Origin of the sequence: Streptomyces sp. NPDC058198 (genome assembly GCF_042882605.1) — a bacterium.
Taxonomy (GTDB): domain Bacteria; phylum Actinomycetota; class Actinomycetes; order Streptomycetales; family Streptomycetaceae; genus Streptomyces.
Window position 1 is genome coordinate 81,661 of the sequence record NZ_JBHVVP010000001.1, and the last position, 15,333, is coordinate 96,993.

Here is a 15,333-nt window from a genome sequence, read left to right on the forward strand (position 1 = left end):
GCGAGATCGAGATGGAGGCGGGGCGGGAGGCGGGGCGGGGGCCGGCGGGAAGGGCCGGGCCGGAGGCGGCCGGGGCGGGGGCCCGGCCGGGGCGGGGTGGCGGTCGGGGCGGGGTGGCGGTCGGGTGGTGGGCAGGGGTGGTGGGGTCAGGCCGTTGCCGGGGCGGGCAGGGCGGGGGCGGCGGGCAGTACGGGGGTGAAGACGCCGTCGGGATCCACGCGCGCTCTGACCTCGCGCAGGGCCCGGCTCGTCTCGTCGGACAGCCCGTCAGGACGGTGCCGGTCCACGGGATCGCTGGCGTAGTTGACGTAGTCGACATGCCCGTCACCGCCGAGCGACCAGGGACGCGCCAGCCGGGTGACGCCGCGTGCCCACTCTCTTCGCGCGTCGTCCTGTGCGGGGTCACGCCAGATGGCCATCGACAGCACGGTATACGCCGCGTCGCGGAAGGAGATGGCTCCCGGTTCGGCCGGGGTACTCACCGCCCCGCCGAGCGGTGTGATGATGATCGTGTCATCGACACCGTCACCGCAGCCGCCACGCGCGTACTGCTCGACCAGACCCTCGGCCAGATCACCGGGCAGCGCGCTCAGGGAACACGTGGTCCAGTAGTGGCGCAGGCCGAAATCGGTTTCCCCCAGCGAGGCCTGCATGGACAGGTAGGAGCGGGGGGCGAAGTCGAGGCCGGTCAGCGGGGCGCAGCCGCCCATGGTGCTTCTGATCCGGTCGACGACCCTCTGGTCGCCGCCCGAGTAGAAGACGTTGGCGACGACGGACCGGGCGGGCGGATCTCCCCACGGTTCGAGCATCAGCAGGCAGGTCAGTTCCGGCGGCGCGTCCGCCATCAGGTCACCGAAGGCGGCCAGGACGGGCGCCGCGTGCCGCAGGGAGTAGGCGAACCGGCCGCCGTACACCCGCGAGACGGGGGCGAGACGGAAAGTGAACTCCTCGACGACACCCAGCCCGTGCCCCGCGCCGCGCAGCAGCCGGTTGAGCTGCGGGTCGTGGTCGGCGTCGACCTGCCGGCGCTGTCCGTCGCCGGTGACGGTCCGGTAGGACCGGACCCGGTCGCAGGTCAGGCCCAGGCTGCGGGAGAGGTAGCCGAGGCCGCCGCCGAGGGTGAGCCCGGCGACCCCGGTGGAGCCCACGGTCCCCCCGGTGGTGGCGAGGCCGTGCTCGGCGGCGGCCGCGTCGACGTCGTCCCAGGTGGCTCCGCCCTGCACACGGGCCAGAGCGTGTTCGGGGTCGACCGTCACCTGCCGCATCAGACGGAGGTCGATGACGAGGCCGTTGTCGTTCGAGCCCGATCCCGCGACGTTGTGTCCGCCGCCCCGGACGGTGACGGGGATGCCCGCCTCCCGTCCGGCCGTGACCACAGCCTGGATCTCGGCGCCGTCGGCCGGCAGGCAGATCACCGCGGGACGCCGGTCGTGCATGCCGTTGAACATGCCCCGGACCTCGTCGTAGCGGGGATGGCCCGCGGTGAGGACCCGATGCGGGCACAGTGCCTCAAGGCGCTTGCGGAGGGACTCGTACAGGGAGGGGTTCACGCAAGAGTCCTCGGCTCGACGGCGATCTGGTGCCCGGCGTAGTCCACCTTCGTACGCAGGTAGTGGTCGTTGAACGGGTTGATGTGACAGCCGGTCGGCACCGACTCGGCGACCCGGATCCCCAGGTCGGACAACTGGCGCTGCTTGTCGGGGTTGTTCGACACCAGCCGGATCTCGCGGTGGCCGAGAGCGGACAAGGCCGCGGCCGCCACCCAGTAATCCCGCGCGTCGTCAGGCAGGTTCAGCATCCGGTTGGCCTCGAAGGTGTCCACGCCACTGTCCTGCAGGACATAGGCGTCCAGCTTGTTGTACAGCCCGATGCCCCGGCCCTCCTGGCGCAGATAGATGAGGATGCCGCCCTCGTCGGCGAACAGGCTCAGTGTCTCGGCGAGTTGCGGTCCGCAGTCGCAGCGCAGCGATCCGAAGACATCACCGGTGAGGCATTCCGAGTGCAGGCGCACCAGGGGCACGGCGCCGGGGTCACCGAACACCAGGGCCAACGGCTCCTTGTCGACAGGCCAGTTGGACGGCAGCCCCCCAAAGGAACTGACGCGGGGAGTCGTCTCCCGTCCGTCCTGGAGCCTGATCGGTATGTTCACCGTGGTACGGACACTCAGCGGCGGCCGCTCCTGGCCCACGTCCGGTGTCAGTGTGTTCTGAGTCATCTGTCATTCCTTGTCTCACGGCAGTGTGGTCTGGTGCGTGACAGAACAGGCCCGCCCCCCGGCCCACGCCAGGCCCGTTTCTTTGACGGCCGCCCGGCGTCAGGCGCGTACCGGCGCCCCCTTCCGCCTCCCGGCCCGGCCCCGGCGGTGAAGGCGAAAGGTGAAGGGCGAAAAGGGCATGGGTGAGAAAGACGGCGGGGCAGACGGCGGGGCATACGGAAAAGCGTGCTCAGGCGTACGACGAAGCAGGTCAGGCGGCAACGCGTACGGCAAGGCGTGCGGTGAGGCGTATAGCGGGGCGGGTGGTGAGGCATACGACGAGGCGGGTGGGTTACGCGCATGGCGAGGCGGGTGGTGAGGCGTACGACGAGGCGTGGTGATGCCTCGCGGGCACGCCGTCAGCCCCGTACGGCGCGCAGGCAGGTGCGCGGCCCCGTGGTGTGCTCAGTGGGTTGCGAACGGACCCGCCCGACCCCGCCAAGTCCCCCTGGATCACACCAGATCCTGCCCGGGTGAGTCCCGGCAGGCGCCCGGTGGGTTCGGTGGGTTTCCGGTGGGGCGTGTGCCTGTGGTCACCGCGAACCGCGGGTGATCCCCGTACGGGCCGGCGGACCGGCGTGTACGTGCCGGGGTCAGCGGTCAGGAGGGGCGGCGGGCTGATTCACCGTACGGTCCGCGCGGCATCTTTCCGGCGACGGCCTCAACCGGGCCCGGCGGGAAGGCGGTTCGGGAATGGAGTGCCTGCGCCCGGCGCGTCCGGGCAGCCTGCGGCGACGGCATGGATCGTCATGGTCACGTAAGTGCATGGCAGTGCGTTGTCCCCCGTTCATGGTCCGGTACGACGGTTCTTCCGCCCCGGACAGAAGAAACACCAAGCCGTACCCCGCGCTCCCCCGGTCAGTTCGGGAGCGCTCCCAAGACCTTGGCACGCACCTATGGCTGCGTCAACACATGGTGATCACACTGTTCCGGGCGGCCACTGTCCGGTGTGGTGGCGGCCGCGGGCGGCGTGTGCGTGTCCGCCCGGGCCGTCCGGCCGCCCTGACCAGGCGCTTGTCGCGGCCGGCCCGCCGGCCCCCGGGGGTGTGCGGCGGGCCGGCCGCCCGATGGGCCCAACTACGCCCGGATCCACGGGTTTTCGTGGATCAGCGCAGATGAGAGGTGTCGTTGTACAGGCGCATGGACGCCTTCTCGCCGGTGTATGTCACACCCGAGAAGGACGCCGGGGACAGTTCCATCGCGAACAGCGCCTCCCCCGGGGCGTTGAGCGCCAGCTGGATCAGTGCCTTGACCGGTGTGACATGGGTGACCGCGAGGACCGTGCGTCCCTGGTAGCGGGAGAGCAGCCGGTCCCTGGCTTCGGCTATGCGCCGGGCCACGTCGGCGAAGCTCTCCGTGCTCCCGGTGGGCGCGGTCCGGGGAGAGGCGTGCCAGGCCTGAAGATCCTGGGGGAAGCGGGCGCGTACCTCCTCGTAGGTCAGCTCTTCCCAGTCGCCGAAGTCGGCTTCCCGCAGCCCGTCCTCGACCACGGGGTCCAGGCCGAAGCGGCGGGCGACGGCCGCCGCGGTCTGCCGGCAGCGCCGCAGCGGGGAGCAGACGACCGCGTCGATGCCGGCGCCGGCCAGGAGGGTGGAGGCGGCGGCGCGGTCCGCTTGCCAGCGGCCCCGCTCGGAGAGCTCGGGGTCGGTGCCGCCGCTTCCGGAGAACCGCTTCTCGGGGGTCAGCGCGGTCTCGCCATGACGGAGTGCCAGCAGCGTGGTGGAGGCCGACCGGGGGGCCGTCGGCGCCCATCCGCTGCCGGACGACAGACTGTGCGCGGCGGTGGCCGCGGCGCTTCGCTCTGGGTTCGTTTCCGAGATCATCCGCACACACTAGAACGTTCCTGTATGCCTGTACGGAACACATCAGACTTTGCTGCAAAAGGCGGTGACGAGCGCGGCACGGAATGACAGAAGCCCCGTGGTGAAAGGAATTTGGCCTTCCTCTTCCGGTGGTGCGGGGTTCCGGAATACCGTGCTGATTTGCGGTGGGAAACGTTATGCTCCGGCGGGCGGGGGCCGGGAACGCGGGCCGCCGGCGGTGCGGGCGCGGTTGCGCAGGGGCCGCGGTACGCGCATACAGTGGCGCCAGCCGCCATGGACCGGCTTCCGCACAGCGGGAGTTGTCCCCAGCGGGAGCTGCCTCCTGCCTGCCCGCGGACGCGGCACCGGCGCACCGGCACACCCCGGGGGTGGGTCCGTGATCACCGGCTCCGGACAACCCGGCTCCCGCACACCCGCCCCACTCCCCCGGCAGTCCGGCAACCGGGCCACCTGGCTGTCCAGCCGCCTGACCGCTTGGTGGCCTGGCTGTCTGGTGGCCTGGCTGTCCGGGCGGTTCCGCCCTACCGGCGGTTCCGCCCTACCGGCGGTTCCGGTCTCCGGGGGTTCCGGTGGGTTCCGGCCGCCCGGGGGTTCCGGTCTCCGGGGTTCCGGTGGGTGGTTTTCCTTGGCGGTGTGAAGGCGCCTGGGTGAACGCTCCGACGCCGTGCTCGCGTATGAGTCCTGACAGAACGGATGACCTGATGACCACCCGCCCCTACGTCCTGCTTTCCGCCGCGATGAGCGTCGACGGCTACCTGGACGACGCCAGCGACCAGCGGCTGCTGCTGTCCAGCGCCGCGGACTTCGACCGCGTCGACGAAGTCCGTGCGGAGGCCGACGCGATCCTGATCGGCGCGGCCACCCTGCGCGGCGACAACCCCCGGCTCCTGGTGAACAGTGAGGAACGCCGGGCGGCCCGGGTGGCGCGGGGCCTGCCCGCGTATCCGCTGAAAGTCACCGTCACCGCCTCCGGTGACGTGAGCGCCGGCCTCAGGTTCTGGCACCACGGCGGTGAGAAACTCGTCTTCACCGTCGATGCCGCGCTCGGAAAAGTGCGGGCGGCCCTGGGCGGACTGGCCGACGTGGTCAGCACCGGCCCCGGGCTCGACTGGGGCCAGGTCCTCGACGAACTCGGCCGGCGCGGTGTCCGCCGCCTCATGGTGGAGGGCGGCGGCACCCTCCACACCCAGCTGATGGCACAGGACCTGGCCGACGAGGTCCAACTCGCCGTGGCCCCCCTGCTCGTGGGACAGCCGGACGCCCGCAAATTCCTCGGCGCCGCCGACTATCCCGGCGGACCGGCCGCACGGATGCGCCTGCTGGAGGCCCGGGCCGTCGGCGATACCGTACTGCTCCGCTACGCACCGAAGGAACGTGCCTGATGAGCGACGCCACCCACGGCCGCGACCTGCACTGGATGCGCAGGGCGATCGACCTGGCAGCCCTGTGCCCGCCGTCCACGAGCGCGTACTCCGTCGGCTCGGTGATCGTCGACGCCGACGGCACCGAGCTGGCCCACGGGTACAGCCGTGAGAACGACGCGCACGTCCACGCGGAGGAATCCGCGCTCGGAAAGCTTTCTCCCGGCGACCCCCGCCTGAGAACGGCGACGATCTACAGCACGCTGGAGCCCTGCTCCCAGCGCCGCTCACGCCCGCACCCCTGCGCACGGCTCATCCTCACCGCGGGTCTGCCACGCGTCGTCATCGCCTGGCGCGAGCCCGCACTGTTCGTCGCCGACTGCACCGGCTACGAACAGCTCCTGGCAGCCGGCGTGACCGTGGTGGAACTGCCCGAACTCGCCACGACCGCGAAGGCCGTCAACGCGCACCTGCCCGGCATGGGCTGACCCGGCACCCCCGCCCGACGGATACCGACACCGCACCGTCACAACTGCTGCACTGCCACGCTGTCGTGTCACGGCACCATCGCGCCGTTGCAATGCTGCGTCGCGGCGTCGTTGCGTCGCGGCGTCGTTGCGTCGTTGCGTCGCGGCGTCGTTGCGTTCGTTGCTGGGGGCGGCTGGTGCACCGTCCCGGGCGGTGTTGTGTCGTGTGCGGGCCTTACGGGGGCGGGAGTGATGCCGGGTTGTCGTTCCGGGCGGTGTGAGGGGACGAGTTTCCGCCAACCTGCCCTCTCCGCCGGGCCCGGAGGGCAGGCCCGGCCGGCCACCGGAGGGGCACGGTGTGCCCGGTGACCGAGTCCGGGGACGGAGGTGGCCTCGCACGTCAGAGCGGTGACCCTCCGGACACGGAGACCGGGCCGGACCGAAGCGGGCCGGAGCGGGCCAGCCGTCCGGCCCGTCCGCCCAAAACACACCAGACCGCAATGATCGTGCGATCCCCCGCCCCACGCTCAATCGGCCACGGGACCGAATACGCCTTGACGCCCGCGCGATCATCCGTGTTCGATAAAGAAGCGGCCGGCACAGACCGTTCCATCTACCGGTGCCGGCTGCCACGGGGCGAAGAAGCACGCAGTACACGGGGGTGAGAAGCGTGCCATCGGCAGACGCTTGACCCGGCACTCCCTGCCGTGATCACATCCATCTTCACATCATGTTCGAATCGTGGGGGCCTGCGGGCCGGAGCCTTCCCTCCCTGCCGGGAGGCAGCGCACCGCCCGCACCGCGCCGTACCGCACCTCATCGGATCTCATCGCATCTCGGGGTGTGTCTTCCCGGCCCGCTCCAGGGTCCGGGAGGCCTTTCTTCACCTGCACTGTCTGACGCTCGAAAGAATTCTCGGGGGAACTCCACATGAGCGGATTAATGACCGGCACGACAGGTATCGCTTTTATCGGATGCGGATATGTTGCCGATTTCTATATGGCGACTCTTCCGAATCATCCGGAACTCGCCCTGCGTGGCGTATACGACTGCGACAGTGAACGGTCGAAAAAGTTCTCCGGGTTTCACGGTGTCCATCCGTACTCCTCGGTCGAGGAACTCCTCGCCGACGAGACCGTGACGATAGTCGTCAATCTCACCAACCCGGGCAGCCACTACGAGGTGTCCCGCCGCTGCCTGGAGGCGGGAAAGCACGTCTACTCGGAGAAACCCTTCGCGGAGGACCTGCGGCAGGCGACGGACCTGGTCGAATTCGCCGAGGAACGGGGCCTCACCCTCTCCTCCGCACCCTGCTCCGCACTCGGTGAGACCGCGCAGACGGTGTGGCGGGCCCTGCGGGACGAGGTCATCGGCCGGCCGCGGCTGGTCTACGCGGAACTCGACGACGGCGCGGTCCACCAGATGCCCTACCGCACGTGGATCAGCCCGTCGGGTGCGCCGTGGCCCTACGAGGACGAATTCCGGGTCGGCCCCACGCTGGAGCACGCCGGCTACTACGTGACCTGGCTGACCGCGTTCTTCGGCCCCGTCTCGGAAGTGGTGTCGTTCGGCCGGCTGATACAGCCGGAAAAACTCGGCACGCCCGACACGGGGTTCGCCGCCGACTTCACCTGTGCCTGCATCGAATTCGATTCGGGTGTCGTCGCCCGCCTCACATGCGGAACACTGGCCCCCGAGAACCATTCGCTGCAGATCGTCGGCGACGCGGGCGTGCTGTCGGTATCGGAATGCTGGGACTACGGCGCGGAAGTGAAGGTACGCCGCAGGGCGGACGTATCGGAGTCGGTGCACCACTACCTGGCCGAGGCGGAAAAGATTCCGCTGGTCCGCCCCGCCGACTATCCGTTCCGCTACCAGGACACCCACGACATGGACTTCTCCCGCGGTGTCGCGGACATGGCGGCAGCGATAGACCGGGGGGCCAGCCCGAGACTGTCCGCGCGGCATGCCCTGCACGTCCTGGAAATCGTCCTGGCTATTTCCGGGACCGCCGACGCAACGGCGCGCACCGTCATCCGGTCGACGTTCGACGCCGTCGAGCCCATGCCGTGGGCCGGCCGGTGACAGCAGGACCTCCCGCCTGCGGATCCACCGGTTCCGAAAGAGAAGAAGAAAAGAGCACCGTGACGCCCGCACCGCCCGCCACCGCCACCGCCACCGCCACGTTCGTGATGCCGCACTACAGTGACGACCCCAGAGCCTTCCAGTACCTGGAAGAGACCCTCGCGAGCCTGCGCGGCCAGAGCGACCGGGACTGGCGGCTGGTCATCGTCGACGACGCCTCACCGCAGCCGCGGGACCGTGAACGGCTGCGGGACCTGGCCGCCGCCTCGGCCGGGCGGATCGTCCTGCTCCAGCAGGACGTGAACCGCGGGCAGGGCATCTGCCGCAACATCGGCGTCCGCTGGGCCCACGAACAGGGCTCCGGGATCGTCCTGTTCCAGGACGCCGACGACCTCTCACACCCCCGCCGCCTCGAACTGACCCGCCGCGTCCTCACCGAACGCCCCGAGGTCGACTTCATCTACTCGACCTTCACCGTCATCGACGAAGCCGGCGCCCCGGTGCCGGAGAACCGGCTGACCCCCTCGGTCAGAGAGATCATCGAATCCCACCACGACGCACCCGTCGAAGGCCGCGACGCCTGGATACGCATGGGAGTGGAAACCGGCTACACCACCCTGACCTCCACCGTCGCCGTCCGCACCGAACTCGCACTCGCCCACCCCTTCCCCGACGTACGGGGCTCCGAGGACGGACACACCTGGTTCCGGATGGCCGCGGGCGGCGGCGCCCTCGGCTACATCGGATCCATCCCCAGCCTCTACCGCATCCCCCAGAACGTCACCGGCTCCTCCGACCGCAGCCGCATCGGCGCCGACTACTACCGGCGCAAGGCCGAAGTGGACACCGCGGGCTTCTTCCACGCGATGAGCATCTCGCTGCAACGACAGACCATCCAGCTCTCCGACGTACCCGACCTCAAAGGCGGCTTCCTCAGGCGGCTCTCCCTCACCATGGAACGCGAGGGCCAGCCCGAACTCGCCAGGGAAATCCTGGACATGACAGCCCCCGAACCTGTCGGAGCCCGATAGCCCGTGACCGTCACACCCCCCTCACCGGCACCACCCGCCCGCCACCTCCGCACCGCCCGGCGCGCCGTATCGGGATACTTCTTCATCAACGGAATCGCCTTCTCCTCCTGGGTCGCGCGCATCCCCGACATCAAGCACAAGATGGCACTCAGCGACGTCCAGCTCAGCCTGGCCCTGCTGGTCGCCTCGGCCGGCACCGTAGCCGGACTGACCGCGATCGGCCCCCTCGTGGACCGCCTGGGCAGCGCCCGCGTCAGCCGCGCCGCCTCCATAGCCGTCGCCCTCGGCCTGACCGCCACCGGCACCGCCCCCGACCTGCCCCTCCTCATGGCAGCCCTGCTCTTCTTCGGACTCGCCGGCGGCGCCTACAACGTCTCGATGAACGCCCAGGCCGTCCAGGTCGACCGCGAATACGGACGCCCCGTCATCGCCTCCATCCACGCCGTCTTCAGCGCCGGCGCACTCGCCGGATCCGGCCTCGGCATCCTCACCGTAGAACTGGACATCCCCCCGCACACCGGACTGACCGCCCTGGGCGCCCTCCTCGTACTCGCCGCCCTGGCCTGCGGCCACTTCACCCCCCCACCCACCCCCCCGCCCACCCGCACACCCACACCACGACAGAGCGGCCGGACCCTGGCCAACAGCCGCGTCCTGTTCCTCGGCGCCTGCTGCTTCGCCTGCCTCCTCGCCGAAGGAGCCATCGCCGACTGGAGCGGCGTCTACCTACGCGAGCACGTACTGCTCACCCCCGCACTCGCCCCCGCCGGCTACCTCCTCTTCTCCGCCGCCATGGCCACCGGCCGCCTCCTCGCCGACCGGGCAGCCGTCCGCCTCGGCCCCATGAAACTGGTCACCCTCTCCGCCCTCACCTCAGGCACCGGACTCACCCTCGGCCTCCTCACCGCCCACCCCCTCGGCGCACTGACCGGCCTCACCGTCTTCGGCCTCGGACTGTCCTGCATCATGCCCCAAATGTTCAAAGCAGCCGGCGAACAAGTCCCCACCGACACCGGAAAAGCCATCGCCACCGTCGCCGCCTTCGGATACATCGGACTACTCGCCGGCCCCGCCCTCATCGGCCTCCTCTCCCACACCCTCGGCCTCCCCCGCGCACTCGGCCTGCTCGCCCTCCTCATGCTCGCCATGACCCTCGCCGCCAAAACCATCAACACCTGGCAACCACCCCCACCCCCCACACCCGCACCGCCTGCATCGCCCGCACAGCCCGCATCGCCTGTACCGCCCGTACCGCCCGTACCGCCCGCACGGTCCCAACTCGGGCGCTAACCTGAACAACTGACACCAGGTCAGGTAGGGCACACCCAACCGCACGCGCACGACCGGAAACGCGGACACGACCACCCCGCGCGACGGACGCACAGCCGGACGCGTACGGACGGACGCGTGCGGACGGACGCGTACGGACGGACGCGCGTGTCCGTCCGTGCAGGTAGGGATGTGCGTGTACGGCTGTGCGTACGGTCGCGCGTGCGTGTGCGGAAACGACGTTGTGCGTGATCCGGCCGGGAGACCGTCCGGAGAGGGAGGTTTTGGAGCATGCAGGTTCGGCGGCCGACACTCGAAGCCGTGGCAGCCCGCGCGGGTGTCGGCCGGGGCACCGCCTCCCGCGTCGTCAACGCCACCGGCAACGTCAGCCAGAAATCCCGCCGGGCGGTACTGCGCGCCGTCGCCGAACTCGGCTACGTACCCAACCCCGCAGCCCGCGCCCTCGTACGCCGCCGCACCGACACACTCGCCTTCGTCGTAGCCGTCTCACAAGAACGCGTCTTCTGGGAAGAGCCCTACTTCTCCGCCATCGTGCGCGGCGTCCACACCGGCATCAGCGGCACCGGCCTGCAACTCCTCCTCGCCATCGCACACTCCCCACAGGAACACGCACAACTCACCAACTACCTCACAGCACGCCACGTCGACGGCGTACTCCTCAGCTCCCTGCGCGGAGACGACCCCATGCCCCGGCACCTCCACGAAGCCGGCCTGCCCACCGTCATGGTCGGCGCACCCACCGGATTCCACCCCGAATACGGCGTCGACCTCGACAACCACCAAGGCGCCCGCCTCGCCGTCCACCACCTCACCAGCCGCGGCCGACGCCGCATAGCCACCATCACCGGACCACTGGACACCCGCGCCGGCACCGACCGCCTCGAAGGCTGGCGCACCGCACTCACCGACACCGGACTGCGCACCGACCTCACCGCCCACGGCGACTTCACCGCCGCCTCCGGAGCCCACGCCATGCGCGAACTCCTCACCCGCGCACCCGAACTCGACGCCGTCTTCACCGCCTCCGACAGCATGGCCATCGGCGCCCTACGCGTACTCAAAGAATCCGGACGCCGCATCCCCCACGACGTCGCCGTAATCGGCTTCGACGACTCCCCCCTCGCCACCGACACCGACCCCCCACTCACCTCCATCCACCAGCCCCTCGAAAACATGGGCCACCACATGGCACACCTCATGATCGCGCAACTCCGCCAAGAACCCATCACCCAACCCCACATCACCCTCCAACCCCACCTCGTCACACGCCACTCCGCCTAGTGACCTGAGTCGGAGATTCGGTGGCAGTAGCTGGCGACTTTGTCGAGGATCTCGTCGGCTGTCTTTGTCCAGACGAAGGGGCGGGGTTGGTCGTTCCAGTCGGTCAGCCAGGCTCGGATGTCGCGTTCGAGGGCTTGGACGGAGCGGTGGATGCCGCGTTTGAGCTTCTTCTGTGTGAGCTCGGCGAACCATCGCTCGACCAGGTTCAGCCAGGACGCACTTGTGGGTGTGAAGTGCAGGTGGAAGCGCGGGTGGGCCAGCAGCCACTTCTTGATGTCGGGTGTCTTGTGGGTCGCGTAGTTGTCGAGGATCAGGTGCACCTGGAGGCCGGCCGGGACTTCCTTGTCGAGCTTGGCCAGGAGAGTGGTGGTGCCGGCCCGGATGTAGTCGTGGCTGCGGCGTTCCGGAACGCCGGGCATCATCGGCAGGACCGGTTGGGACCGGTCCAGGGCTTGGATCTGCGACTTCTCGTCCACGCAGAGGACCAGAGCCTTCTCCGGCGGGTCGAGGTAAAGACCGACGACATCGCGGACCTTGTCGATGAAGAACGGGTCCGTGGACAGCTTGAAGGTCTGCGACCGGTGCGGGGCCAGGGCGAACGCCCGCCAGATCCTTGAGACCGTCGACTGCGACATCCCCGTGGCCGCGGCCATCGACCTGGTCGACCAGTGCGTCGCGTTCTTCGGTGTTTCCTCGAGTGTCCTGACGATCACACGTTCCACATCGGCGTCGGTGATCTTCCGCGGGACCCCCGGCCGGGGCTCGTCACACAGCCCGTCCGGGCCGTTCTCGAGGAAGCGGCGCCGCCAGGTGCGGACCGTGTCCGGAGCGATCCGCAGCCGGCGGGACACCTCCATGATCGAGTGGCCGTCCGCGCACTCCAGCACGATCCGGGACCGCTGGGCCAGCGCCTGAGCCGTCGTGCGCCGACGCACCCACCCCTCAAGCACCGCCCGATGGGCGTCAGACAGCGACAACGGCGGAATCTTCGGTCCCGGACGACTCATGCCCAACCAACGCGGAATCTCTGACTCAGGTCACTAGGTCCTGTCCGGCGGATCAAGGCGACGTAGGCTCCCGGGCATGCACAGCACTCTGACGGAGCACGCCCGGTGTCTGTTCGGAGACGAGTACCGAGCTGTGCCGGAGTGCGCGCTTGAACACCGGAAGCACTACTTCGCCGAAGAGCTGACCTTCGCTGACCCGGACGAGATCCTCGCCATGTTGCACGAGCTGTGCCCACACGTGGTGGACGGGCTCCTCCCGGTCTGGGTCCGCAACCTCGCCTACCGGTTGGTGCTCCTGCAGCGACCGGACGAGCCGGCACTGCTACGGGAAGCGGCCGAGAACCTCTGGCTGCACGGCCCGGACTGGGACCACATCGCCGCGGACCTGCAGCGCAGGGCCCAAGCCATGGAAGCCGGATGAACAGGGTGAACAGGGAACCAATGACGGGGGCCTGAGCCACAGCCCGATCGCCGCGACGGTAACGGTGCCATGAAAGACGCAGGCCCGTTTGTCGCAAGTATTTGTTTCTGATCCCTGCTCGGTGGACGTGCCCCCTGGACCACTCGGGCTTCGTCCACCCGAACGGGCAAAAGAGGTCCAGCTCCATGGGCAGCAGCCGGATTGGGTCGGAGTCACATGAACGGAGCGCACCCACCGCGAGCGGTCAGCGACAGCTCGGAGGGACATCACAGCGCACTGGATACCCTCACGGTATGAAAACCATGGCGGGAGGCCTCGCCGCCGGGATCGGCTTCGGGGCGGTTACCTCACTCGTCAACGCGCTTTCGTCGCCATATGTGGAGCTCGGAATGTCGCTCACGGGCACCGTCTGGGCCAAGGCCGCCAAGGTGCTCAGCCTGCTGATGGACGCAGGCTGGTCCTGGGCCGCACTGGCGGTGGCGATGGGCTGGCTGGCCGGGACATGGGTCCGAGGTGCGCTCGCCGGGGCCCTGGCCCTGGTCGCTGCCACGGTGGCGTACTACGCGACGGACGCCTTCGTCTCGGGGGCCGGCACCGATATGGTCAACTGGCTGGTGACAGGTCTCCCGTTCGGACTCGTCCTTGGTGTAGTGGGTGCAGCCATCAGACGGCCTGGACCGGTCGGCTTGCTTGCGGCGCTGACGGTTCCGGTAGGCGCTGCCGTGCAGATGGTCGTGCTGCCGCCCCGGCCGCACCTCACCGTGACCCCGGCAATTATTCTCGCCGAGGCCATCGTCTGGACAGCCGCTGCGCTCGGGGCCGGCTGGGCCATCCACCGTTTCTGGGCCGAAAGGCGAACGGCACTACCGGTCCAGCGTGTCCAGTCCGGCTGACCAATGCACTGCACTCCAGAGGCCACACGCGGGCTGCCGCAGAGTTTCGCCGGATAAGCCGCCAGGTCATGCGGGCGACCGCAGCCACAGGTGATGAACGTTTCGGAGTGGCAGGCCGGAGGCCACCATCCGGCTGGCACGGGCCCGGTATTGCCGGCCGGATGACACCGGCCGGGTGCTGCCGCCCAGGTGCTGGCGGCCGGGTGACACAGGCTGGCTGCTGCGGGCCGGGTGCTGCCATCCGGCCCGCGCGGGACGGGTGGTGCGGGACCGGAGTTGGCGGCGGGGGCGGGGCGCCGTCACGGACGACTGCTCACCCCTTCCAGGAACGTATGGGCACAGAACGGGGTATTTCGCAAGTACGGTGGGCCTGACCGCGCCCCGACGGCCCCCGGGGGCACGCACCCTGGTCCTGTGGGGGCGGGCCGACGCGCCGGTGGGGCATCGCGGCAGGTGACAGTACCCGGGGCCGCCCGGACAGCCCGCCGGCCCGGCGTTTTCGCCGCCCGTGACGTGTTGAGCCATTCGAGTGGATTCGTCACGGGATTGTTGCTGTCATATTCACTCTCATGGATAACTGGATACATCCAAACCGGTGGGTCGCCCATCCTCTCCGGGGGAGTGGCAGCCGACCTACCGCCGAAGCGCCCGGGCGGCGGTCAGGCCATCTGCCGCAATGGGCCCCCCGTAGAGGCATTGGATCCATCAGCCGGCGCCGCTTGCCGGCGCCGGCTGATGCGACCCGCTGAACCTCACCCCAGGGGGCCTCATGCGAGTTTCCCGCACCTCCCCAACCCCCACCGGCAACCCCACCCCACCCCCACCGCCGGCCACCACCACCGCAGCCGCGCCCGTCGCCGTGCCCGCCGCCCGAACATCCCCGCCCCACGGCGAAAACACACCGGCCGACGCCACCAGCACCACGAACACCACGGCACACACGCCGCCGCGCACCCGCCCCCTCACCCGCGCCCCCCGGCCCGCCCGCCCCGGCACCCTCCGCGTCTCCCCTGGCCCCGCCCACGTCCCCGACACCGGCACCCACAGCCACCGGACGCCCCCCAGCCACACACCCAGCCGCATCCCCGGCCACGCGCCCGGACCCATGACCGGCCGCATCCCCGGCCGTATGACCGGCTACATGACCGGCCGTATGGCCGGCCCCATGGCCGGCCCCATGACTGGCCCCATGACTGGCCGCGTCCCCGGCCACCTGCCCGGCCATGGCCGCATCCCCGGCCGTATGACCGGCCACATCCCCGGCTATACGCCCGGACGCACCGCCGGCCCCATGAGTGGCCACATCCCCGGCGTATGACCGGCCCCATGACTGGCCCTATGCCCGGCGGTATGACCGGCTGTACCGGCTGACCCCTTTTCTTCCCGCTGCCCGGTAGCCCCTCAGCGGGCAGTACGGGAG

The 15,333-nt window shown here is 69.8% G+C and carries 11 protein-coding genes and 1 pseudogene; 8 read left to right on the plus strand and 4 right to left on the minus strand.

What is annotated here, in order from left to right:
* Window positions 1-146: 146 nt before the first annotated feature.
* From ACFVWW_RS00345 to ACFVWW_RS00355, 3 genes are all read right to left on the minus strand, one after another.
* Window positions 147-1,550 carry an FAD-binding oxidoreductase gene (locus tag ACFVWW_RS00345; RefSeq protein WP_386879309.1) on the minus strand — a complete coding sequence of 468 codons (1,404 nt, stop codon included), beginning with the start codon at window positions 1,548-1,550 and terminating at the stop codon, window positions 147-149.
* Window positions 1,547-2,215, minus strand: a complete 669-nt coding sequence (gene ribA / locus ACFVWW_RS00350; protein ID WP_384180360.1) for a GTP cyclohydrolase II — start codon at window positions 2,213-2,215, stop codon at window positions 1,547-1,549. Before ribA ends, ACFVWW_RS00345 begins: the two co-directional genes overlap by 4 nt.
* 1,145 nt (window positions 2,216-3,360) lie before the next feature.
* Window positions 3,361-4,077, minus strand: a complete 717-nt coding sequence (locus ACFVWW_RS00355; RefSeq protein WP_384180359.1) for a histidine phosphatase family protein — start codon at window positions 4,075-4,077, stop codon at window positions 3,361-3,363.
* Between the two features lie 701 nt (window positions 4,078-4,778).
* Between ACFVWW_RS00355 and ACFVWW_RS00360 the strand changes: the two are divergent.
* The 5 genes and pseudogenes from ACFVWW_RS00360 (at window position 4,779) to ACFVWW_RS00380 (ending at window position 11,592) form a co-directional block, all read left to right on the plus strand.
* Window positions 4,779-5,926, plus strand: a pseudogene (locus ACFVWW_RS00360) (dihydrofolate reductase family protein).
* 921 nt (window positions 5,927-6,847) lie between these two features.
* Window positions 6,848-7,990 (plus strand): Gfo/Idh/MocA family protein, encoded by a 1,143-nt coding sequence (locus tag ACFVWW_RS00365; protein ID WP_384327319.1) that lies wholly within the window; start codon window positions 6,848-6,850, stop codon window positions 7,988-7,990.
* A 59-nt stretch (window positions 7,991-8,049) separates the two neighbouring features.
* Window positions 8,050-9,021, plus strand: a complete 972-nt coding sequence (locus tag ACFVWW_RS00370) for a glycosyltransferase family 2 protein (RefSeq protein ID WP_386879310.1) — start codon at window positions 8,050-8,052, stop codon at window positions 9,019-9,021.
* Between the two features lie 3 nt (window positions 9,022-9,024).
* On the plus strand, window positions 9,025-10,311 hold the full coding sequence (locus ACFVWW_RS00375; RefSeq protein ID WP_386879311.1) for an MFS transporter: 1,287 nt from the start codon (window positions 9,025-9,027) through the stop codon (window positions 10,309-10,311).
* A gap of 270 nt (window positions 10,312-10,581) precedes the next feature.
* Entirely contained in the window at window positions 10,582-11,592 is a 1,011-nt protein-coding gene (locus ACFVWW_RS00380) for a LacI family DNA-binding transcriptional regulator (protein ID WP_386879312.1), read from the plus strand.
* Here the strand turns inward: ACFVWW_RS00380 and ACFVWW_RS00385 are convergent.
* Window positions 11,589-12,599 carry an IS630 family transposase gene (locus ACFVWW_RS00385; RefSeq protein ID WP_386879313.1) on the minus strand — a complete coding sequence of 337 codons (1,011 nt, stop codon included), beginning with the start codon at window positions 12,597-12,599 and terminating at the stop codon, window positions 11,589-11,591. The two genes, ACFVWW_RS00380 and ACFVWW_RS00385, sit on opposite strands and share 4 nt — an antisense overlap.
* 76 nt (window positions 12,600-12,675) lie before the next feature.
* On the opposite strand from ACFVWW_RS00385, the gene ACFVWW_RS00390 reads away from it, so the two are divergent.
* From ACFVWW_RS00390 to ACFVWW_RS00400, 3 genes are all read left to right on the plus strand, one after another.
* A complete protein-coding gene (locus ACFVWW_RS00390; protein WP_386879314.1) occupies window positions 12,676-13,020 on the plus strand; it encodes a hypothetical protein in 345 nt (114 codons plus the stop codon).
* 293 nt (window positions 13,021-13,313) lie between these two features.
* On the plus strand, window positions 13,314-13,913 hold the full coding sequence (locus ACFVWW_RS00395) for a hypothetical protein (protein WP_386879315.1): 600 nt from the start codon (window positions 13,314-13,316) through the stop codon (window positions 13,911-13,913).
* Between the two features lie 769 nt (window positions 13,914-14,682).
* Window positions 14,683-15,231 carry a hypothetical protein gene (locus tag ACFVWW_RS00400; protein ID WP_386879316.1) on the plus strand — a complete coding sequence of 183 codons (549 nt, stop codon included), beginning with the start codon at window positions 14,683-14,685 and terminating at the stop codon, window positions 15,229-15,231.
* The last annotated feature ends 102 nt before the right edge of the window (window positions 15,232-15,333 follow it).

What these genes read in the sequence shown, in the direction of transcription:
- ribA (WP_384180360.1), bottom strand. Translation starts at nt 2,215, where the DNA reads ATGACTCAGAACACACTGACACCGGACGTGGGCCAGGAGCGGCCGCCG.
- ACFVWW_RS00355 (WP_384180359.1), bottom strand. Translation starts at nt 4,077, where the DNA reads ATGATCTCGGAAACGAACCCAGAGCGAAGCGCCGCGGCCACCGCCGCG.
- ACFVWW_RS00365 (WP_384327319.1), top strand. Translation starts at nt 6,848, where the DNA reads ATGACCGGCACGACAGGTATCGCTTTTATCGGATGCGGATATGTTGCC.
- ACFVWW_RS00380 (WP_386879312.1), top strand. Translation starts at nt 10,582, where the DNA reads ATGCAGGTTCGGCGGCCGACACTCGAAGCCGTGGCAGCCCGCGCGGGT.
- ACFVWW_RS00385 (WP_386879313.1), bottom strand. Translation starts at nt 12,599, where the DNA reads ATGAGTCGTCCGGGACCGAAGATTCCGCCGTTGTCGCTGTCTGACGCC.
- ACFVWW_RS00390 (WP_386879314.1), top strand. Translation starts at nt 12,676, where the DNA reads ATGCACAGCACTCTGACGGAGCACGCCCGGTGTCTGTTCGGAGACGAG.
- ACFVWW_RS00395 (WP_386879315.1), top strand. Translation starts at nt 13,314, where the DNA reads ATGAAAACCATGGCGGGAGGCCTCGCCGCCGGGATCGGCTTCGGGGCG.
- ACFVWW_RS00400 (WP_386879316.1), top strand. Translation starts at nt 14,683, where the DNA reads ATGCGAGTTTCCCGCACCTCCCCAACCCCCACCGGCAACCCCACCCCA.